The following is a 20,950-nucleotide window of genomic DNA, read 5'->3' as shown; positions in this document are numbered from 1 at the left end:
CCGCAACGAGCACGGCGGCGAGGGCGTCGGCATCGTCATTCCCAAGGGCCCCGGGCTGGAGCAGTACCCGATCGAGCTCGACCCGCCGCGCGCGACCGAGTACCGGAAACTGATCAACCCGCTGCTGACCCCCGAGGCGATCGAGCGCCTGGTCCCGATGATCGAGCGCCACGCCGCCCGCGTGGTGGACGAGTTCGTCGAGCACGGCTCGTGCGACCTCGTCCGCGACCTCACCAACCCGCTGCCGGCGGCGGTCACCCTGGACTGGCTCGGCTTCCCCGAGGAGGACTGGGCCAAGCTGGCCGGTCCGGTCCACGACATCTTCGCCGCCCCGGCCGGCAGCGAGCGCGCCGCCCGCGGGGCCGCCGGACTGGCCTACATGGACCAGCGCATCCGCGAGCTGATCGCCGACCGCCGCAGCGCGCCCCGGGACGACGCGGTCAGCGCGGTGGTGGCCGGACGCAGGGCCGACGGCGACGAGTTCGGCGAGGACGAGCTGGTGTCGGTGATCGGCCTGCTCATCGCGGGCGGCGTCGACACCACCACCTCCCTGACCGGCTCGACCCTCGTCCATCTGGCCCGCCATCCCGAGCAGCGTCAGCGTCTGATCGACTCCCCCGACCTGCTGGACGGCGCGACCGAGGAATTCCTGCGCGCGTTCGCCCCGTCGCAGTCGATGGCGCGCACGGTCACCCGGGACACCGAGGTCGGCGGCTGCCCGATGCGCGCGGGCGAGCGGGTGCTGATCCCGTGGGTCGCCGCGAACCACGACCCGGCCGTCTTCCCCGACCCCGAGCAGGTACGGCTGGACCGCGACGCCAGCCGGCACCTCAGCTTCGGCATCGGCTCGCACCGCTGCGCGGGTGCCCACCTCGCCCGCGCCATGTTCCGCGCGATGATGACGCAGGTCCTGACCCGGCTGCCCGACTACCGGGTGATCGAGGAAGGGCTCGTGCCCTACCCGACGCGCGGCAACCAGTCCGGCTGGGACGCGGTCCCGGCGGTCTTCACCCCCGGCCCCCGGGCGAGGGGGACGACGGGCCGGGTCCGCGCGCTGACCACGCCCACCCCGCTGCGGGTGACGTCGGTGCGCGCGGCGTCCGAGGGCGTCGTCGCCGTCGACCTCGCGCTGCCCGACGGGGCCGACCTCCCCGACTGGCGGCCCGGCGCGCACATCGAGCTGCGGCTGCCCTCGGGCCGGCTGCGCCAGTACTCACTGTGCGGCGACCCCGCCGACGCGGCGACCTGGCGCATCGGCGTCCTGCACGAGCCCGCGGGCCGGGGCGGTTCGGCCGAACTCCACGAACTGGCCCGCCCCGGGGCCACGTTCGCGGTGCGCGGACCACGCAACCACTTCCCGCTCGTGGACGCGCCGTCGTACCTCTTCGTCGCGGGCGGCATCGGGGTCACCCCGATCCTCGCGATGGTCCGCGAGGCCGCCGGACGCGGCACGCCGTTCTCCGTCGTATACGGCGGTCGTACGCGCGCGACGATGGCGTTCGCCGACGACCTCACCGCCGTGGCCGGCGATGCGCTCACCCTCCTCCCCCAGGACGAGTCCGGGCTGCCGGACCTCCCCCGCCTGCTGGGCGGCCTGGACGAGGACACGGCGGTCTACGCCTGCGGCCCCGCCCCGATGCTGGCGGCGATCGAGCGGGAGTGCGCCCGCATCGGCCCCGGCCTGAGCGACCGGCTGCACCTGGAGCGCTTCACGGCGGGCGACGACCTGGAGACGGCGTTCGACGCGGCGGAGAACCGCCCCTTCGAGGTCCGGCTCGCCCGGACGGGCCGCACGCTCACCGTCCCGGCCGACCGCCGCCTCATCGAGGTCGTGCGCGACGCCGTCAGCGGCCTGTCCTACGACTGCGAGAAGGGCTACTGCGGCGCCTGCGAGACCCGGGTCCTCGCCGGAACCCCCGAGCACCGGGACTCCGTACTCGGCGAAGAGGAACGCGAAGCCGGGCGCACGATGATGATCTGCGTCGGCCGCTGCCAGGGCGACAGACTCGTCCTCGACCTCTGAACCCCGCCTCCGACCTCCGGCCTCTGCCCTCCGAACCCCCGCCTCCGACCTCTGACTTCTGACCTCTGCCCCCCGCTTCCGACCTCCGGCCTCTGGCCTCTGAACCCCCGACCGCCCTCGGCGCGGTCCGGCAATGGGCACACCGCCCACCGCCGGACCGCGCCGAGTGCTGCCCGCGCGCACCCGGCCCGGCCCGCCGAACCGCCGGACTCCTTGCGAGACGCCATATCGCATTACGGAACACGGTTACGGTGCGGACCCGCACCCGAAACGCCTCCGCAACGGGACGTTCATAGCGTCGGCCCATCCCTTCCACGAAAGGCGGGCCATGACAGCGACCGACTCCCCCCTCCTCGACATCGCCGCGACCGGCTTCCCGATCCTCCAGCCCGGCCACGGCCCGATCCCGTCGACGGCCTACGTGCCGGCCACGCCCGGCAACACCCTGTGGGGCCGCCTCCCGTGCGAGGCGGACGCGCCGGTCGCCGCGGTCCGGCCGGGCTCCGTCCTCACCGTGGACACGCTCAGCCACGAGGGGGTCCTGGAGGACCAGGGCCGTGATCCGCGCGAGTTCTTCGCCCGCTACGGCGTCGCCGGCGCCCATGTCCTCGACGACGCGCAGCAGACAGCGGACTCCGGGACGGCCCACGACTTCGACGACGACGGCCCGCACCTCGTCACCGGCCCGATCGCGGTGACCGGCGCCCGCCCCGGCGACCTGCTCGCGGTGACCGTCCTCGGCCTGACGCCCCGGGTGCCGTACGGCTTGGTGTCGGCCCGCCACGGCTTCGGCGCGCTCCCCGGCGAGATGCCGTCGCTGCCCGGCCCGCAGATGACCTTCGCCACCGCGCACGCGGACGGAGCCGGCGCATGGGGCCGCATGGCGGTGGACTCCTCGGACCCCGCCCGCGGCGCGCTGCGCTTCCCGCTGCACCCGTTCCTCGGCGTGATGGGCGTGGCCGTACCCGGCGACGAGCGGCCCCACTCGGTGCCGCCGGGCCGCCACGGAGGCAACATCGACGTGGCCCTGCTCGGCGAGGGCGCGACCCTGTACCTCCCCGTCCAGGTGGACGACGCGCTGGTCTACTTCGGTGACCCGCACTTCGCCCAGGGCGACGGCGAGATCGCCCTCACCGCGTTCGAGGCGTCGCTGCGCGCCACGGTGCGGGTGGAGGTGATCCCCGGCGGCGCCGCCCTGCGCCCCGGCCACGGCCGCGTCACCCCGTTCGCCGAGACCGACGACCTGCTCATCCCGATCGGCCTGGACGAGGACCTGGACGAGGCGATGCGCGACTGCGTCCGCTGCGCCCTGGACCTCCTCGTCACCGACTACGGCATCGACCGCCACCTGGCCATGGCCTACCTCAGCGCCGCGGGCGACTTCGCGGTCTCCCAGGTCGTCGACAGCGTGAAAGGCATCCACGGCAAGATCCGCAAGTCCGACTTCGTCGAGGTCACCCGCCCGAGCTGAACGGCATCCTGCTGCCCTCTCGGGCACTCGGCCAGATCCCGCGGCGACACCTGCCGGCACACTCCACGGCAGCGTGCCCGCCGCAGTGCTCCGGGACATGGGACACGTCTTGCGGTCGGGACACAGGGACTGACGTGTTCCCGCAGCACATCCGCCGGTGCGGCCGCGGACGCGCGGTGGCGAAGGCGCCGGATTCCGGCAGCGGCACCGCACACCGAGGCCGGCACCGCTCGCCGCGGCCGGCACCGCACACCGCGGCCGGCCCCGCTCGCCGCGGCCGGCACCGTTCACCGCGACCGGCCGTCCGCGCCCGGGAGCGGGAGCGGGGCTCCGTCCCCGACGTCACGGCCGCCCTTCCGCCGCCGGAGCGGAACGGCCTCGGTCCTCAGCCCTGCGCGGTGGGGCGCACGATCAGTTCGTTGACGTCGACGTTCGCCGGCTGGTCGATGGCGAAGGCGATCGCGTCAGCGATGGCCGACGCGGGGATCGCCAGTTGCTCGGCCGCCGCGCGGGCGGCGCCCTGGGCCTGCGGCGAGCCGCCGCGGTCCGTCAGCTCGCTCTGCGTGAAACCGGGGCTGACGACGGTGACCCGGATGTCCCGGCTCTCCTGCCGCAGTCCCTCCGACACGGCCGCCACGGCGAACTTGGTGGCGCTGTAGACGGCGGCGGTCGGGTCCACGCGGTGTCCTGACACCGATGACACGTTGACGATGTGACCGCCCGCCTGCCGCCGCATCTCGGGCAGCACGGCGGCGATCCCGTAGAGCACACCGCGCAGGTTGACGTCGATCATCTGCTCCCACTCGGCGATGCGCAGGTCCTCGATCGGTGACAACGGCATCACCCCGGCGTTGTTGATCAGGACGTCGACACGGCCGTACTCCTCCACCCCGGCGGCGGCGAAGGCGTACACGGAGTCGAGGCTCGTGACGTCCAGCTCGCGGAAAGCGACCGCGGCGCCGGCCGCGCGCAGTTCCGCGGCGAGGGCGGCCAGGCGGCCGGTCCGGCGGGCGCCGAGAAGCAGGCGGTGCCCGAGTCCGGCCAGTCGGCGGGCGGTGGCCTCACCGATGCCGCTGCTGGCGCCGGTGATCAGGACGGTCTTCGATTCTGCCGACATGTTCCCACTCTCTCCTTCACCTATGTGCGGCGACGACCGCCGCGCCTTCGACTTCAATGCATCGGGCCGGATCCGGGAAGGACGCGGCTGCCTGGGTGTGTGGCACCCAGGCAGCCACGCCCTTCTTCGGCGCCGGGCTCGGGCGGAAGGTGAGGGTGTCGGTGCGAGGCACCGGCCGGAGCTCGAACGAGTTCCGCAGACCACCGCGGAAAGGCTGCTGCCATGAGCGACGAGCGCGGGATCCGAGTCCGGGTACTGCGACACCGCCCCGCGGCCGGTCGACACCGGGAGAAGATCGTCGGGCACCGCATCCCGCCGGACATGCCGTATGCCGTCCCGGGAGTCCGGCGTGACCGGAGCCCCGCGCGGACGCGTTCGGGAGGCCGCCCGTGAGCACGCTGTTGACGGTCCCGAACGGCCGGATCGCGGCAGGGGCGGACGCGGCTAGCATCGACGGCATGAGCGCACGCGACAACGAACTCGGCGAGTTCCTCCGCGCGAGCCGCTCACGCGTGGAGCCGGCCGACGCCGGGCTGGCCGGCGGTGTCTCCGGGCGACGCGTCCGCGGGCTGCGCCGCGAGGAGGTGGCGGTGCTCGCCGGGGTCAGCGCCGACTACTACGCCCGCCTCGAACAGGGGCGCGAACGCAATCCGTCCGCGCAGGTGCTCGGCGCCCTCGGGCACGCGCTGCGCCTGGCACCCGAGGCGCGCGAGCACCTGTTCCGGCTGGCGGGACTGAACCCCCGGCTGGGCCCGGACAGCGCCCGGGACCTCGTGCACCCCTCACTGCTGCGCCTGCTGGAGGCCTTCCCCCGGGCGGCGGCGTACGTGCTCGGCCCGGCCTTCGACGTGCTCGCGGCCAACGCGGTCGCCGACGCGCTGCTGGCACCGTTCGGCACCGAGCGGAACATGCCGCGCATCCTGTTCACCCACCCCCTGGCCAAGACCGTCTTCGCCGAATGGGAGCTGCTGCGGCGCAGCACCGTCTACGCGCTCCGCCTGAACGCGGGACGATTCCCGGACGACCCGAACATCACCGACCTCGTCGCCGAACTCGGCGAGAGCGCACCGGAGTTCAGGGTGCTGTGGGCCGACCGGGACGTCGCCGGCCTCACCCGGGCGTTCAAGGTGTTCGTCCACCCCGAAGCGGGCCGCATCGAGCTGACCTACCAGACCTTCGACGTGATCGACGCTCCCGGCCAGCAACTGCTCGTCGGCACCCCCGAGCCCGGCAGCCGCAGCGAGGAGGCCCTGACGTACCTGGCCTCGACGGCGGGGCGGGCCTGACCCGACCCGGGCCGCAGGGGGACGACACCCGCGAGGTCGCGGCCCGCACCCACCATCGAAAGGAACACCCCGGCATGCCCGAGATCCTGGAAGTGACCAGCCTCCGCCCCGCGCCCGGCCTCACACCGGAGGACTTCGTCGCGGCGAACGCGGACATCAACGACTACCTCAGGGGCCGGCCCGGCTTCCGGTGGCGCCGGATCGTCGTGCGCGACGACGGCACGATCCTCGACATCGTCGCCTACGACAGCATCGAGCACGCCCGCTCGGGCGCCGCCGGGATCACCGGCGAGATGGGCGGCTCGCCCGTGCACGAGGCGATCGACCACGGCACCGTCGACTGGCAGTTCACGACCGTGCTCCAGCACGTCGAGCCGTGACCGACAGGAAGAGACGCCCATGCCCTTCGCCGACGAACTCGTCAACGGCCACACCGCGCGGTTGCTGACCCAGGCCGTCCGCACGGTGCTGCCCGGTGTGGAACCCGCCGCGCTGCGGGCGGCCGCACCGCGGCTCGACACGCTCGCGCTGCGCGAACGGACCGACCTGCTGCGCGACGCCCTCCTCGCGGACGTACCGGGGGACTACGCCGAGCTGGCCCGCGTGGTGCGGGCCGCCCGGGACGGCGTACCGGAGTTCGGCGGGTGGCTCATCTGGCCGGTCACGAGTGCCGTCGCCACGAAGGCCGTGGCCGAGGGCACCGACGCCGCCTTCGACGACGCGATGGCGCTTCTGGCCGACCTCACCGGGCGGCTGACCTCGGAGTTCGCCCTGCGTGTCCTGTTGCGGCACGACCTGGACCGGGCGCTCGGGATCATCGCCGGATGGACGGCGTCGCCCGACGCCGATGTGCGCCGGCTCGCCTCGGAGGGCACCCGGCCCTACCTGCCCTGGTCGGTCCGGGTGCCGGAGCTCACCGCCCGTCCCGGCGCTACCGTGCCCGTCCTCGACGCCCTCCACCGCGACGGGAGCGAGTACGTCCGGCGATCCGTCGCCAACCACCTCAACGACCTCAGCCGTGACCACGCCGGGCTCGCCGTGGCCACCGCCCGGCGCTGGCTGGACGACCCCGCCCCGACGACGGGACGGGTGGTGCGCCACGGACTGCGCACGCTCGTCAGACGCGGCCACCCCGGCGCGCTCGAACTGCTCGGCTTCACCCCGGCGACCCTCGAGATCGACGGGCCGGTACTCGACCGCACCCGCGTGCCGATCGGCGGCAGCGTCCGCTTCACCGCGACCATCCGCAACACCGGCGCCGAGGACGCCCGGCTGGCGATCGACTACGTGGTCCACCACCACCGGGCCAACGGCTCGCAGAGCACCAGGACGTTCAAGCTCACGACCCGCACCCTCGCCCCGGACGAGACGATCGCGGTGACCCGGGAACACTCCTTCCGGCCCCTCACCACCCGCCGCTACCACCCGGGCCCGCACGCCATCGCCCTACAGATCAACGGCGTGACGTCGGACCGCGCGGAGTTCCAACTCGACTCCCCGTGAGGAAACTTCCCGGCCCGCACGGCTGCGAGGGGGCGGGCGCGCCTGCGCATCAACACCATCTCGCCGGGCGCGGTGCGTACCGCGCGGTGGGAGAACCCGGATGGCCACGGCGCGGAGCCGGCCCGCTCCATGGGGGTCACCCAGGAGGAGCTGCCGGCTCAGATCCCGGCCGCGACGGGCATGACCACCGGCCGCCTGCTGGAGCCGTCCGAGGTCGCCACGGCCGTCGCCCACCTCGCCTCACCGCTGGCGGCCGCCATGTCCGGCGCAGACCTGCTAACTTCGCGGTCGTGTCCGATACTCCGCGCCTTCCCGGGCTGACGTTGGCCGAGGCTGATCGTCTGGTGCACGCCGCGTTGGCGGTCGGTGCAGAGCGCGGATTCCCTCCGCTGGCGGTGGCCGTTGTCGACGTCACCGGAGAGCCGATCGTCCTGCGGCGGGCCGATGGCGGTATGCCCATGACCAGCCGAATCGCTGTGGCCAAGGCACGCACTGCGCTGCTCGCTCTTCAGCCCTCGGGCCAGATCAGCCTCCCCGGAGGAATCGTCGACAGCATCCAGCACCTCTACGGGGGCGACTTCGTCCCGTGGGCCGGCGGTGTTCTGGTCACCGACGGCGAGCTGGTCCTCGGTGCCGCAGGCGCGTCCGGTGCCCATGCCGTCGAAGACGAAGAGGCCGTGCAGACGGCGGTGCGGCGGTGGCAGGAGAACCGTTCCGTTGGTTAGACGGAAGTGCTGCTGCGGGGAAGGCCGTCCACCCCCGGACCCTGAAGCGGCAACTCCCCGCGGAGAAAGAGTCGTTCGCCTCGGTCCTCGACGGCGCGCGCCGTGCTCCGTGCGCGGGCGCACGTCTGTCTGACAGTGCTCACCCGGCGCGCCCGGCGGTGGTGGGGCCGGACGCCGACCGCTCTACGGCGTGAGGCGCGCGCGAGGGGATGAGTCGGCCCGGTCCGGCGGGAACCGTCCTCAGGGGGTCGGGCGCGTGGGGGCGAGCACGGCGATGTCATCCTCGTGCAGGCTGCCGGCGACCACCGTGCCGTCGTACTCGGCGACGCTGGTCACGAAGCCGTACGAGCCGTCGTCCGTGCGCAGGTCGTGGACGACGCGGCCGTCGAGGTCGAAGGCCATCACCCACGCCAGCGGGGTCGGCTTGGGGCGCACCGCCTCGGGCAGATTCCACAGCAGGGTCCGCCAGAAGCCCGGCCGGGGCAGCAGCCTGTCCAGCAGCGTGTTGCGAGGGGCGGCGAGCGACACCCACACGAGCCCGTCGCTGCCGAGGCTCATGTTGTCGGGCAGGCCGGCGAGGTTCTCCACGAACGGCTCGGCCCTCCCGGCCGTCGGGCCGGTGAGCCAGTAGCGGCTCACCCGGTATCCGGCGGTCTCGGCGACGAGCAGATGCGAGGCGTCCGGGGCGAGGACCAGGCCGTTGGCGAACTTGAGGTCGTCGAGCAGCACGGTGACGGTTCCGTCGGTGTCGTGGCGAATGAGCATGCCGGTGCAGGAGTGCTCGATGATGTCGCCGAGGTAGTGGTCGAGGTCCCAGCGGCGGGTGGACACGGTGAACCAGACGGTCCCGTCGGGGCCCTGGACCACGTTGCTGGCGAAGGTGAGCGGTCTGCCCTCGACGGAGTCGACGAGTGGGTGGACCGCCCCGTCGGCGGCGATGCGCAGCAGTCCCCGGTCGTGGTCGCAGACCAGGACGCTGTCGTCGGCGCAGGGTTCGAGCCCCAGCGGGCGGCCCCCCGTGTCGGCCAGCACGGTGCGGGCGCCGGTGGTCGGGTCGAGGCGGACCACGGTGCCGTCGCCGAGACCGGTGAGCAGGGCACCGTGCCGGTCGAAGAGCACGTCCTCGGGACCGTGGCCACCGGTGGCGAGGCGGCGGGCCACGGTGAAGCGGCCGGTGGCGGGCGTGCGGCCCTGGTCGGCCGGGGCAGCGGGCGGGGTCCAGCGGCGGGGTGAGATCAGGCGGCGGGTCGAGGTCATGGCAGGCTCCCTACCTGGGCGTCGGCGATGTCGGGGGCATCCGTGTGGCGGCGGAGACGATGCGGCGGCACCGCGGTTCGAGCAGGACGACGGCGACGCCGAAGCGGCGGAACTGTTCCTCTTTCACGCGGCTATTGCTCCAGGACCTGGGAACCGCTGTTGATGAGCGTCACCAGGTAGAAGGTGACGTCCTCGATCGGTTCGCGCTGGTCCTTCGCGAGCCACGCGCCGAGCACGCCGGTGATCGCGTGGGTGGCGTACGCCGACAGGTATTCGGGCGGGCAGTAGGCGGCATCGGTCTTCGCGCCGATCCGGCCCAGGTCCTCGGCGAACAGGACGGCCAGCTCGGCCCGGAAGCGGTCGCGGAAGGCCGTGCCCGCGTTCCCCTCCCACAGCAGGCGGAACAGATCCACGTCGTGTGCCGCGACCAGGAGCACGGCCCGGGCGCGGCAGGCCAGTACGTCGTAGGTCCCGGGCTTCGTGCGGGGGTCGAGTCTGACATCGAGGAAGGCACCTCGGAGCTCGGCGATCAGCTCCGCGCGCAGGGAGTCGACGAAGGCCGGGACGCTGTCGTGATGGCGGTAGAAGGTCGCCCGGCCGATCCCCGCCCGTCCGGCCAGCTCCGAGGCGGTGACAGCGGCCGGCCCGCGCTCGGCCGCAAGGGCGACGAGTGCCCGGCGCAGTGCATGTTCGGTACGCCGTGCGCGGGGATCGCGGCCGGCCCCGCGGCCCTCCTCTGGGGTGTCCACACCGGCGAGCGTAATGGGTGGGCGCGGACCGCTGGCCGGGCGCACGGCGCCGCGGAGCGACGCCGCCCGTCGCCGCGGCAGGGCGGGCCGCACCCGAGTTCCGGGACATCCGGCAGCTCCGTGTCTCGCACTGCGGCTCTGGTCGCTTCAGCCTGCCTTCGGTCTGCCGGAGGGTGAGCGGCGACAGAACTCGTCCTCGATGGTGAGGTGCACAACGTGACAATCGCACGGGTACTGGTGGTGGGCGGCGGCCTCGCCGGAATGGCGACCGCGATCGGAATGCGGCACGGGTCCTCCGGGGCGGTGTCGGTCGACGTGGCGGAGGTGTCGTACGAGCCGAACGGCACCGCGATGGGAATGTTCCACCGCGCCGCCGACGCACTGCGGGAACTCGGCGTGTACGAGGAACTCGCGGAGATCAACGCCGAGGCCTACGCCTCGTACATGCGGCTCTACGGACCCGATGGCGGTGCGCTGCCCGGCAGCTTCGCGGGCCCCGCCGCTGCCGACGGCCCGGACACCGTCATCGGCCTGGTCGTCTACCGGCCGGATCTGGCACGCGTGCTGGGAAACGCGGCCGAGAAGGCGGGTGCCCGGCTGCTCCCGGTCGGCCTCACCGTCGCCGGCCTGGCCAACACGCCGTCCGGGGTGGACGTCGCCTTCACCGACGGCAGCCGGCAGCGCTACGACCTGGTCGTCGGAGCCGACGGCATCCGCTCCTTCGTACGGCGGCAGGTGTTCGGCGACCGCTATCAGCCGCGGTTCGCCGGCGAGCTCAGCGTGCGCTGGGTCATGGAGAGCGAGGGGATCGACCTCGCGCCGGGCATTCACATCGCCCCCAGCGGAACCTTCCTCCACACCCGGCCCAAGACCGGGATGGGCTACATCAACTGCACGTTCCCGGCCCCGGAGAAGAAGACCCTCGACCGCGACCGGGCCAGGGCGCACCTGGAGGGGGTCTTCGCGGGCTTCGCCCATCCGGCCGTCGCGGGGCTGCGGGGGCGTCTGGGGCCGGACTCGGACGTGGTCTGCAAGGCCTTCGAGAGCGTGTGGATCGACGAACCCTGGTACCGCGACCGGGTCGTCGTCATCGGCGACGCCGCCCACGCCACCAGCGCCCATCTGGGCTCGGGCGGCGCCATGGCTCTGGAGGACGGCGTGGTGCTGGCCGCCGAGCTGACCGGCACCGGTCCGGTCGAGGAGCGGCTGGACCGCTTCTACCGGCGCCGTCGCGACCGGGCGGAGCTCGTGGTGAGGACGTCGCTGAGGCTGCTGGAGCTGGAGTCGGCCGGCCAGTGGGCCGGCCCCGAGGGCGCCCGGCTGACGAACGAGGCCCTGGGGCGCCTGATCCAGCCGTACTGATGCCGGCCGCACTGATGCCGGCCGTACTGATGCCGGGCGTACTGATGCCGGGCGTACGCACCGCACGTCGCTGACACGAACATCCCCGTGAACGTCCGGCGAGGACGTCCACGAAGGCACCCGCGTACAAGGAGGGATCGATGGCCGAACGCGTGCTCACCGCGCAACAGACAGGCCACCTGCGGCACTTCGACAACCTGTCCCGCCAGCTGCCCAACGACTGGTCGCTGATGCAGGCCCGGACGCACGGCCAGGACGGCTTCAACGCCTATCGCTACCAGCTCGCGTACATGACCTACGCGCTGGCGCTGACCCATGTCCACCGCCTGCCGGCCGCGCCCGGCCTGTTCCAGCCCGCGATACGACGGCTGATCGACAAGCTTCTGCTGCCCGAGGCCTGGATGTACTGGCGTGACACGGGCCGGGGCGGCGGGCTGCTGAACCCGCGTATGACGGACCCGACCGACCAGGACTGGGATCCGGTGGCGCGCGACAACATCATGTACAGCGCCTACGTCCAGTCGATGGCGCTGCTGCACGACTATCTCTTCGACACCGACCGGTACGCCGAGCCCGGCTCGTTGACCTTCCGGTTCTGGACGATGCACTGGGGCGGCGACGAGAAGCGCTTCGCCTACGACCGGGACTCGCTCAACGACCATATCTACTGGCAGTTGGTGCAGAACGGCTATCTCGGCGTGGCGTGCGAGCCCAACTGCGTGTTCCAGATCTGCATCCAGCCCGCCATCCTCGGATTCCGGCTGCACGACCTGATCACCGGCGGCAGACGCGCCGCGGAGACGGTCGCCGGGTACGAGCGGGCATGGGCCGACTTCGGCCGGCTCGGCGAGAACGGCCACTACAACGTCATGGTCCTTCAGGACTCCAAGATCCTCATAGGGAACGAAGGGGCCTCGGCGCAGATGGACGCGTGGTGCGGCTGCCTGATGAACATGTGGAACCGGGACTTCGTGCACGAGCACTACCCGCGGCAGATCGCGGACTACCTCGTCCACGGCCCGGACGGCACCCTCTCGGTGCCGCCGGCGTCGCCCGCGGACATGAACGGCCAACAGGTGGCCCGTGACAGCGACGGCAACTTCGGCTGGCTGGCCGCCTGGGCGTCCGAGATGGGCGACGCACACACTCGGGACGGCCTGCTCGCCCACGCCGACCGGTTCATGAACCCGACCTGGCGCGACGGCGGCCTGTACTACCCCCGCAACGACACCACCACCGACCCCGACGGGAACCTCGTCGCGATGGGGCCCATGACCGGGAACGTGCTGCTGGGGTACGCGCGGCTCAACGTGCCCGACGGGCTGTGGAGCCTGTACAACCACCCGTTGCGGCGATCGCGCCTCGAGGAGCCGGCGCTGACCGCCGTCGACCGTGACGTGGACGTCAGCCGGGCCGAGGTCGTCGACGGCGTGCTGCACACGCGGGTGCGCCGCACCCGGCACGTGCCCGGCGACGGCACCGTCACGATCAGCAGGATCGCCGGCCGCGGCCGATGGACCGTCGCCGTCGACGGGCAGGCCGCCGCCGTGGTCGACGGCACCACGGTGCGGCCGCGCCCCGGACCGTTCGCCGATGCCGTACAGGTCCACCGCGACCAGGTGGTACTGCACTGCCCCGGCACTCCGCGCACCTTCACGTTCAGGCAGGACCGATGACCGCACCAGGAACAGGGCTGGACAGGCCCTCCTTCTCACTCGTCGACCACGACGGGACCCCGGTGACCGAACAGACGTACCGGGGCCACTGGACACTGGTCTTCTTCGGGTTCACGCACTGCAAGGTCGTGTGCCCGCGGGCGCTGGGGAAGCTGTCCGCCGTACTCGACGAACTCGGAGAGACGGCCGGCGAACTGCGCCCCCTCTACATCACGGTCGACCCCGACCGGGACACTCCGCAGGCACTTCGGGACTTCCTGCGCGCCTTTCCCCGGTTCACGGGACTCACCGGCTCGGCCGACGCCGTCGAGCGGGTCAAAGGGGAGTTCCGGGTGTTCGCCCGGCGCAGGGACGATCCCGACGACCCGGACGGATACTCCGTGCCGCACACCGCGATCACGTACCTGATCTCACCGGAGGGCAAGTACGCCCACCACTTCCCCGACGCCCTCACGGCGGCCGAGATCACCGCCGGGATACGGGCGTTCGTCGTCGGAGGGAGGGGGGAGTCCTTCCGGAAACCCCGCTGAATCCGGCGGTCCCCGACCAACCACCGTTCCGAGAAGGGTGTGATCAGCTCGCGAACGGCGAGGTGGCGGCCAGGGCGGGACTTCGACCAGGTCGGGCGGGCGTTCTTCCCGTGCGCCAGGACGCGGCATCCGGCGCCCCGCCGACGCGTCATACCTGAGGCGTACCGGTGATCGGCGCCCGACTGGTACCGCGGTACCACCCGGGCGGCGAAGTGTCTCCCGTGGTCCCAGGGTTCGGGCCGGCCGCGCTCCTAACGTCGACTGCGGAGGTCGCGGCGCTCGCCCGGCCGGTCCGAGGCGAAAGGCCCATCCCCATGATCGAAGCGCGTGAGCTGACCAAACGGTACGGCGACAAGACCGTCGTCGACGAGTTGAGCTTCACCGTCAAGCCCGGTGAGGTCACCGGCTTCCTCGGCCCCAACGGCGCCGGCAAGTCCACCACCATGCGCATGGTCGTCGGCCTGGACACCCCCACCAGGGGCTCGGTCACCGTGAACGGCACGTCGTACGCCAGGCACAGGGCACCGCTGCACGAGATCGGCACCCTGCTGGAGGCCAAGTCCGTCCACCCCGGCCGCAGCGCGTTCAACCACCTGATGGCGCTCGCGTACACGCACGGCATTCCGCGCCGCCGGGTCGAGGAGGTCATCGAACTGGCCGGTCTGACCAGCGTGGCCGGCAAGCGGGTCGGGGCCTTCTCACTCGGCATGGGCCAGCGGCTCGGCATCGCGGCGGCCCTGCTCGGCGACCCCGCGATCGTCATGCTCGACGAGCCGGTCAACGGCCTCGACCCCGAGGGCGTGCTGTGGGTGCGCAACCTGCTGCGCTCACTGGCCGACGAGGGCCGGGCGGTGATGCTCTCCTCGCACCTGATGAGCGAGACGGCGATGATCGCCGACCACCTGGTGATCATCGGCAGGGGCCGGCTCCTCGCGGACACCACCGTCGACGACTTCACCCGGCAGGCGGGCGGCGGCGGTGTGAAGGTCGCCACCGCCGAGGCCGGCAGGCTGCGTTCGCTGCTGGCGGGCCCGGACGTCACGATCTCCTCCTCGTCCGCCGAGGAACTCCTGGTCTCCGGACGCGACGCCCGCCAGATCGGGCGGATCGCGGCCGAGCACGGGGTGACGTTGTACGAACTCACCCCGCAGGCCGTCTCGTTGGAGACCGCGTTCATGGACCTGACCAGGGACGTCGTCGAGTACCAGAGCCATCCCGTCGAGACCGAGCGAAAGGCCGCCCGATGACCGTCACCGAACTCTCCCCGGCCCCGGCCTACCAGGTCACCGGTCCGCGGGTGCTGCGCTCGGAGTGGGCCAAGTTCTGGTCGCTGCGCTCCAGTTGGATCACCCTCGGCGTCGCCGTGGTCCTGCTGATCGCCCTCGGCGCGATCGCCTCGGCCACCTACAGCCCGGACGCCACCGCCCAGGGCGGGCCGCCGGGACCCGGCTCCGGCGACCAGGACGCGGTCAGCCTCGCCCTGCTCGGGGTGACCTTCGCGTCGCTGGCCGTCGGCGTGCTCGGTGTCCTGCTGTCGGCCGGCGAGTACACCACCGGCATGATCCGCTCCACCCTCACCGCCGTGCCCCGCCGCCTGCCCGTCCTGTGGTCCAAGGCCGCCGTGATCGGCCCCATCACCCTGGTCCTGACCACGCTCGGCGCCCTGGCCGCGTTCCAGCTGGGCACCCTGGGCCTGCACGGCGAGAAGATCGCCCTGTCCCTGGGCGACGACGGTGTGCTGCGCAGCCTGGCCGGTGCCGGCCTCTACCTGGCCCTGGTCGCCGTCGCGGGCGTGGCCCTGGGCGTGCTGCTGCGCTCCAGCGCCGGGGCGATCGCGGTCCTGGTCGGCGTCCTGCTCATCCTCCCGGGCCTGGCCTCCCTGCTGCCCGACTCCCTCTACGACAACATCAACCCCTACTTCCCCAGCAACGCGGGCTCGGCGATGTACGCCCTGCACCAGTCCTCCGACGCCCTCTCCCCCGGGGCGGGCCTCGCCGTCTTCGCCGGGTGGGTGGCCCTCACCCTCGCCGCGGCCGGCTGGCGACTCCTCAAGAGCGACACCTGAGCGGCGGGGCGAGACAATTGGGGATCATGAGACAGGCCCCCACCGCCGCCGCCCGGGGGACGGTCACCGCGCCGTCCCCCGGGCTCGCCGACGCCTGGGCGCACCCGCTGCTGGGCCGTATGCTGCGCGGCCGCAGCGCCCGGCGCCGACTGGACCAGCGGTATCCGTGGCTGCTCGACACCGCGGTCGTCCTCGTCGTCGCCCTGTCCGGCCTTCCCGACCTGCTCTCCCACACCCGCCACGGCCCCTTCGGGGACACGACGGCCCCGGGCCGGCTGCCGACCCCGCTGCTGGTAGCCTTCGCCGTCGCACTCGCCGTCCCGCTGTGGTGGCGCCGCAGGACCCCGGCCGTCACGTACCTCGTGATCGCCGCGGTGCTGCTGGCCCAGTGGTCGCTGGGGGTGTGGCAGCAGACCGGCATGGCCGCGCTCATCGCCCTCTACAGCCTGGCCCTGCACGGATCCCTGCGCGCGCTCGGCTGGGCCGCCGCTCTCACGGCGGCCGAACTGACCCTGGCGGTCGAGCTCCTGGCCCCCGTCGAGCACCCGCTCCTCGCCCTGTTCTTCCTGCTGGGCACGGCGACCGCGGCCGTCGCCACCGGCCTGACGCTGCGGATCCGCCGCCTCTACCTGGCGGCGCTGGAGGACCGGGCCGCACGCCTGGAGATCGAGCAGGACCAGCGTGTGAGGCTCACCACCGCCGCCGAACGCGCCCGCATCGCCCGCGAGATGCACGACATCGTCGGCCACAACCTCTCCGTCATGGTCAGCGTCGCCGACGGCGCCGCCGCCCTCGCCGCCCACCGCGGCGAGACATCCGCCGAGCCCCTGCGCATCCTCGCCGACACCGGCCGCCAGGCGATGAGCGAACTCCGGCGCGTCCTGGGCGTGCTGCGCGAGGAGCGGAGACATGAAGAAGACGAACAGCCGCTCGCCCCGCAGCCCGGCATCCGCGACCTGGACCCGCTGCTGGCGCGCGTGCGCGCGGCGGGGCTGCCCGTGACCTACCGGACCACGGGCGACCTCGACGCCCTCGGCAGCGGTGTTCAGCTCACCGTGTACCGCATCGTCCAGGAAGCCCTCACCAACACCCTCAAACACGCCGACCCGGGCGCCACGGCCGACGTCGCCGTCACCATGGACGCCGGAACCGTGCACATCATGGTCACCGACACCGGCGTACCCGCCGCCGAGGCGCGGTCCGGCGGTGCCGGGCACGGTCTCGTCGGCATCCGCCAGCGGGCCGCCATGTACGGCGGCACCGTCACCCTCGGCCCGCCGGCCGGCGGCCACGGCTGGCTCGTCGACGTCGTGCTCGACGTACCCCCGGGAGATCATCAGCCATGACCACCGTCCTCATCGCCGACGACCAGCCCCTGCAACGCATGGGCGTGCGCATGCTCCTGGAGGGCACCCCCGGCCTGACCCCGGTCGGCGAGGCCGAGCACGGCGCCCAGGCCGTCCGCATGACCGCCGAACTCCGCCCCGACGTCGTCCTCATGGACATCCGCATGCCCGGCATGGACGGCATCGAGGCCACCCGCCGGATCGTCGCCGCCGGTGGCCGCACCCGGGTCCTCATCGTCACCACCTTCGACCTCGACGAGTACGCCTACGACGGCCTGCGCGCCGGCGCCGGCGGCTTCCTCCTCAAGGACGCCCGGCCCGAGGAACTCGTCGCCGGCATCCACGCGGTCGCCACCGGAGACGCCGTCGTCTCCCCCCGCCTCACCCGCCGTCTGCTGGACGCCTACACCCACCGGGTGCTGGCCCCCGGGCACACCGCACCCGCCGAGGACCCCCGCCTGCAGACCCTCACCGACCGCGAACGCGAAGTCCTCGTCGCCATCGGCCACGGCTGGACCAACACCGAGATCGCCGAACGCCTCGTCCTGACCGAATCCACCGTCAAGAAACACGTGGGCCGCGTCCTCGCCAAACTCGGCGCCCGCGACCGCATCCAGGCCGTCATCACGGCCTACGACACCGGGCTGGTCAGGGCCAAACCGTAGCCCGCCGAGAACCCGCCTCACGCAGGCGGCTTCGGGCCCGGCTGCTCACCGCCCGTCGACACGACCGGCGGACCTTCCCTCACACCGTGGCCAGAGACAGCAGCCCTCCACGTCTCCAGGCAATGCCGCAGGTGGCGGCAGACGAGTCGGGCTGTACGCCGGGGAGAGTCGTCGCAGCGCTATGACCTGTGCAAACGTGCAGGGAGGACGCTTGTGTGGCGGGTGCCGGTGCAGGTGCGGGCGCCCGTGGCCTCGTGGCCGGGGTGCCGGGCGGGCCAGGTGGCGTGCGTTTGGCCGCCGCACACCCCGGCGACATCGAAGCCGCCCTTGCGGAGTACGAGCAGGTTCTCTTTTCCCGCAGTGCCCGGTTCGCCGCCGAATCCGACAGGAACCACCGGATCATCTTCGGCGACAACGCCCCCGCCGGCTTGCTCAACCTGCTCACCGGCCTGGAGCCGGCCGAGTGAGCTGGGCCCACCCGTGGTGATCTGGAGCGGGCCCCACAGCGGCGGGCCGTGCGGCATCGAGGTGGTCGCCTGGACATGTGCGCGAAGCGACCGGAGGGCGCCTACTACGACAACGTTCCGCCCGTGGCCAGCGCGGTTCGCGCCAGCCCGCGCAGCCAGGCGTGGGCGTGGTCGGTGTCGTAGCGCTGATGCCATGACAGGTACACCGGCGCTGATGGCAGTTCGAGCGGGAGGGGGAGCACGGCCAGGCCGAGGTCGGCGACCGCTGAGCGCGTGGTGGCTTCGGGGACGCAGATCAGGAGATCGGAGCCGCGCGCGAACTCCAGCGCGGCCGCTTCGGTGGGCGCGGTCGCCACCACGCGGCGGGTGAGGCCGAGCCGCGCGAGGGCGTCGTCGAGGGCATTGCCGAGGTTTCCACGTCGCGAGACGGTGACGTGCTCGGCGGCGGCGTACCGCTGTGCGGTGACGGTCCCGACACGGGTGAGAGGGTGCCCCTGCCTCACGACGATGACCAGGCGGGTCTCGCCCACCTTCTCGGCGCGGATGTCCGGTGCGCTCGGGCGGTTGGCGTTCGCCTCCAGGTCCACCTCGCCGCGCTGCAACTCGGGGGTGTCGATGCTCGATTCCGCGACGAAGCGCAGTCGCACGCCCGGCGCTTGTTCACGTGCGGCCGAGAGCAGTGCGGGGCCGCTCAAGGCGACCAGGGAATCGTGCCAGCGGAGTGTGAAGGTGCGCTCCAGAGTTGTCAGATCGAGTTCACGGCTCGGTGCCAGCACCCCTTGGACCTGGTGGAGCAGCTTGTGCACCTGTTCCCGGACGGCGATCGCGTACGGCGTCGGGGTCATCGTGCGGCCGGTGCGCACCAGGATCTGATCCCCGGTCGTGCGCCGGATCCGGCCCAGGCTGCGACTCATCGCGGGGGCGGTGACGTGCAGGCGTGCGGCCGCCCCGGACACACTTCCCTCCTCCAGCAGCGCGTCGAGCGCGGCCAGCAGATTCAAATCCAATTGCATGTGAGTAATCCTAGCCGTGCTTTACATGCATTTGAAGTTACTCATGGGGCTGTATACCTTCGAAACCAGAGCGCCGAACAGAGCGCACAGTTCGGCCCGACGGCCTCATCACCTGCTGTTCACAAGGGAATTCACCATGCCCGAAACGCTCCAGACCACAGACGTCGCCGCCTCCGATGCCGACCTGCTCGACCAGACCGCGATCGCCGTGCGCGCGGCCGGCTCCACGCTGCGCGAGCGCTTCGGCGAGGTCGTCCGCTACCAGAGCCGCGACGAACTGATGCGCGCGCTCGCCGCCAACGACGACACCGCCCTCGACATCCTGCGCCCCCGCCTCACGCGCCTGCGCCCGGACGCCGGGTGGGTGGAGGACGAGCTGGACGGCGGGGCCCTGCCACCCGGCGAGTGGTGGGTCGTGGACCCGGCCGAAGGCAACGTCAACCACCTGCACGCCCTGCCGGAATGGGCGGTGACCGCCACCCTCGTGCGTGAGAACCAGCCGGTGCTCACCGCGGTCCACCTGCCGTTGACCGGCGAGACCTACACCGCACTCACCGGCGCGGGCGCCCACCTCGACGGCCGACCGCTGCACATCTCCCAGACTGCGGACCTCGGCCTGAGCATCGTGGCCACCAGCCAGGCCCGGCCCGACGAGGACGAGAAGGTCGTGCGACGCGTCGGCTCCTCGATCACCGCGATGCTCCTCGACGCGCTCGTCGTCCGCACCGCCGTGCCCGCAACCCTGCACCTGACCAACGTGGCCGCCGGCCGCATCGACGCCTTCTGGCAGTTCGCCGGCGCCCGCGCGGACCTGCTCCCCGGGGCGCTGCTCGTCACCGAGGCCGGCGGACAGATCTCCGACGCCCAGGGCCGCCCCTGGAGCCCGCAGAGCGAGAGCTTCCTGGCCGCCGCGCCCGGCGTCCACGCCCACGCCGTCGCCACGCTCTCACGCTGACCCGAGCACCACAGCCCGCACCCACGACAAGGACCAGATCATCATGACCACGATCGCAGTTCTCGGAAACGGCCGCGTCGGCGGCAACCTGGCCACAGCCCTCACCCGGGCCGGGCATGAGGTCACCGTGGCAGACCGCGCGCCGGGCACCGCCGCCGACGCCGCCCGGACAGCCCAGATCGTCGTCAACGCCACCCCGGGAGCAGGCTCGCTGGAGCGGCTAGCCGCCCTGCGCGAGGAACTGCACGGCAAGATCCTCGTCGACGTCTCCAACGCCACCACCGACGGACCGGACGGACTGCCCGCCGACCTGGTCTACCCCGGCTCAAGCCTCGCCGAGCAACTCCAGGAAGCGCTCCCCGAAACCCGCGTCGTCAAGACACTCAACACCATGCTCTTCCCGGTGATGACCGCGCCGGCCACGCTCACCCAGACACCAACCGTGTTCCTCTCCGGCGACGACCCGCAAGCCAAGCAGACCGTCCGTGAACTGCTCATCAACCTCGGCTGGCAACCGGAGTGGATCACCGACCTCGGCGGGATCCAGACCGCCCGCGCCACAGAGGCCGCCATGCTGTTCGTGCCACACGTGATCCGGTCCAGCGGATTCGCGCCCTTCGCGATCTCGATCGCCCGCTGATCCGCACACCGTGCACCGCCCCCGGCGGGCCCACATCCGCAACAGTTACGACAGCGCAGCCAGCGCCGGCGATTCAGGGCCGCACAGCGCCCCGTGGCCA

The 20,950-nt window shown here is 72.5% G+C and carries 21 protein-coding genes; 17 read left to right on the top strand and 4 right to left on the bottom strand.

The features are described 5' to 3' along the window. A partial coding sequence (locus tag AB0P24_RS41640) for a cytochrome P450 (RefSeq protein WP_365803547.1) occupies positions 1-2,023 on the top strand: 2,023 nt, incomplete at its 5' end. Between the two features lie 328 nt (positions 2,024-2,351). Then, positions 2,352-3,494 (top strand): acetamidase/formamidase family protein, encoded by a 1,143-nt coding sequence (locus AB0P24_RS41635; protein ID WP_365803545.1) that lies wholly within the window; start codon positions 2,352-2,354, stop codon positions 3,492-3,494. A 385-nt stretch (positions 3,495-3,879) separates the two neighbouring features. Here the strand turns inward: AB0P24_RS41635 and AB0P24_RS41630 are convergent, their stop codons facing one another. After that, the gene (locus AB0P24_RS41630; RefSeq protein WP_365803543.1) at positions 3,880-4,611 is read right to left on the bottom strand and encodes an SDR family oxidoreductase; all 732 of its coding nucleotides are present in this window, start codon (positions 4,609-4,611) and stop codon (positions 3,880-3,882) included. Positions 4,612-5,000: 389 nt separating this feature from the next. Here AB0P24_RS41630 and AB0P24_RS41625 point away from each other — a divergent pair, with 389 nt between their 5' ends. The 5 genes from AB0P24_RS41625 (at position 5,001) to AB0P24_RS41605 (ending at position 8,125) form a co-directional block, all read left to right on the top strand. Continuing rightward, positions 5,001-5,897, top strand: coding sequence for a helix-turn-helix transcriptional regulator (locus AB0P24_RS41625; protein WP_365803541.1), 897 nt, complete (start codon positions 5,001-5,003; stop codon positions 5,895-5,897). Positions 5,898-5,971: 74 nt separating this feature from the next. After that, the gene (locus AB0P24_RS41620; RefSeq protein WP_365803539.1) at positions 5,972-6,277 is read left to right on the top strand and encodes a hypothetical protein; all 306 of its coding nucleotides are present in this window, start codon (positions 5,972-5,974) and stop codon (positions 6,275-6,277) included. A gap of 19 nt (positions 6,278-6,296) precedes the next feature. Next, positions 6,297-7,400, top strand: coding sequence for a DNA alkylation repair protein (locus tag AB0P24_RS41615; RefSeq protein WP_365803537.1), 1,104 nt, complete (start codon positions 6,297-6,299; stop codon positions 7,398-7,400). 42 nt (positions 7,401-7,442) lie between these two features. Beyond that, entirely contained in the window at positions 7,443-7,721 is a 279-nt protein-coding gene (locus tag AB0P24_RS41610; protein WP_365803549.1) for a hypothetical protein, read from the top strand. Next, positions 7,691-8,125, top strand: coding sequence for a heme-binding protein (locus tag AB0P24_RS41605; protein ID WP_365803535.1), 435 nt, complete (start codon positions 7,691-7,693; stop codon positions 8,123-8,125). Before AB0P24_RS41610 ends, AB0P24_RS41605 begins: the two co-directional genes overlap by 31 nt. Positions 8,126-8,365: 240 nt before the next feature. On the opposite strand, the gene AB0P24_RS41600 is transcribed toward AB0P24_RS41605, so the two are convergent. Both AB0P24_RS41600 and AB0P24_RS41595 read right to left on the bottom strand, forming a co-directional pair. Next, on the bottom strand, positions 8,366-9,382 hold the full coding sequence (locus AB0P24_RS41600; RefSeq protein WP_365803533.1) for an SMP-30/gluconolactonase/LRE family protein: 1,017 nt from the start codon (positions 9,380-9,382) through the stop codon (positions 8,366-8,368). 131 nt (positions 9,383-9,513) lie between these two features. Next, positions 9,514-10,131: a TetR/AcrR family transcriptional regulator gene (locus tag AB0P24_RS41595; protein ID WP_365803531.1), complete on the bottom strand. Its 618-nt coding sequence runs from the start codon at positions 10,129-10,131 to the stop codon at positions 9,514-9,516. A 216-nt stretch (positions 10,132-10,347) separates the two neighbouring features. On the opposite strand from AB0P24_RS41595, the gene AB0P24_RS41590 reads away from it, so the two are divergent. The 8 genes from AB0P24_RS41590 to AB0P24_RS41555 all read left to right on the top strand — a co-directional run bounded on the left by AB0P24_RS41590 (position 10,348) and on the right by AB0P24_RS41555 (position 18,242). Next, positions 10,348-11,493 (top strand): FAD-dependent monooxygenase, encoded by a 1,146-nt coding sequence (locus tag AB0P24_RS41590; RefSeq protein ID WP_365803529.1) that lies wholly within the window; start codon positions 10,348-10,350, stop codon positions 11,491-11,493. Positions 11,494-11,633: 140 nt separating this feature from the next. Beyond that, positions 11,634-13,169 (top strand): hypothetical protein, encoded by a 1,536-nt coding sequence (locus AB0P24_RS41585; RefSeq protein ID WP_365803527.1) that lies wholly within the window; start codon positions 11,634-11,636, stop codon positions 13,167-13,169. Beyond that, entirely contained in the window at positions 13,166-13,699 is a 534-nt protein-coding gene (locus AB0P24_RS41580) for an SCO family protein (protein ID WP_365803525.1), read from the top strand. Before AB0P24_RS41585 ends, AB0P24_RS41580 begins: the two co-directional genes overlap by 4 nt. A gap of 314 nt (positions 13,700-14,013) precedes the next feature. Next, positions 14,014-14,946: an ATP-binding cassette domain-containing protein gene (locus AB0P24_RS41575; protein ID WP_365803523.1), complete on the top strand. Its 933-nt coding sequence runs from the start codon at positions 14,014-14,016 to the stop codon at positions 14,944-14,946. Beyond that, the gene (locus tag AB0P24_RS41570; protein ID WP_365803521.1) at positions 14,943-15,764 is read left to right on the top strand and encodes an ABC transporter permease; all 822 of its coding nucleotides are present in this window, start codon (positions 14,943-14,945) and stop codon (positions 15,762-15,764) included. The genes AB0P24_RS41575 and AB0P24_RS41570 overlap by 4 nt, the downstream gene beginning before the upstream one ends. 26 nt (positions 15,765-15,790) lie before the next feature. Continuing rightward, positions 15,791-17,110, top strand: a complete 1,320-nt coding sequence (locus AB0P24_RS41565; protein ID WP_365803519.1) for a histidine kinase — start codon at positions 15,791-15,793, stop codon at positions 17,108-17,110. Then, positions 17,107-17,775, top strand: a complete 669-nt coding sequence (locus AB0P24_RS41560) for a response regulator transcription factor (protein ID WP_365803517.1) — start codon at positions 17,107-17,109, stop codon at positions 17,773-17,775. The genes AB0P24_RS41565 and AB0P24_RS41560 overlap by 4 nt, the downstream gene beginning before the upstream one ends. A 284-nt stretch (positions 17,776-18,059) precedes the next feature. Then, the gene (locus AB0P24_RS41555) at positions 18,060-18,242 is read left to right on the top strand and encodes a hypothetical protein (protein WP_365803515.1); all 183 of its coding nucleotides are present in this window, start codon (positions 18,060-18,062) and stop codon (positions 18,240-18,242) included. Between the two features lie 104 nt (positions 18,243-18,346). Here AB0P24_RS41555 and AB0P24_RS41550 read toward each other — a convergent pair whose 3' ends face one another. Continuing rightward, positions 18,347-19,255, bottom strand: coding sequence for a LysR family transcriptional regulator (locus AB0P24_RS41550; RefSeq protein WP_365803513.1), 909 nt, complete (start codon positions 19,253-19,255; stop codon positions 18,347-18,349). A 136-nt stretch (positions 19,256-19,391) separates the two neighbouring features. On the opposite strand from AB0P24_RS41550, the gene AB0P24_RS41545 reads away from it, so the two are divergent. Together AB0P24_RS41545 and AB0P24_RS41540 are read left to right on the top strand one after the other, a co-directional pair. Continuing rightward, complete coding sequence (locus tag AB0P24_RS41545) at positions 19,392-20,210, top strand: 3'(2'),5'-bisphosphate nucleotidase CysQ (protein WP_365803511.1); 819 nt, start codon at positions 19,392-19,394, stop codon at positions 20,208-20,210. A gap of 43 nt (positions 20,211-20,253) precedes the next feature. After that, complete coding sequence (locus AB0P24_RS41540) at positions 20,254-20,850, top strand: NAD(P)-binding domain-containing protein (RefSeq protein WP_365803509.1); 597 nt, start codon at positions 20,254-20,256, stop codon at positions 20,848-20,850. The last annotated feature ends 100 nt before the right edge of the window (positions 20,851-20,950 follow it).

Source organism: Streptomyces sp. NPDC086519, assembly GCF_040686075.1.
In the GTDB taxonomy this organism is placed as follows: Bacteria; Actinomycetota; Actinomycetes; order Streptomycetales; family Streptomycetaceae; genus Streptomyces; species Streptomyces shenzhenensis.
This window is presented reverse-complemented; position numbering and strand designations above follow the sequence as displayed.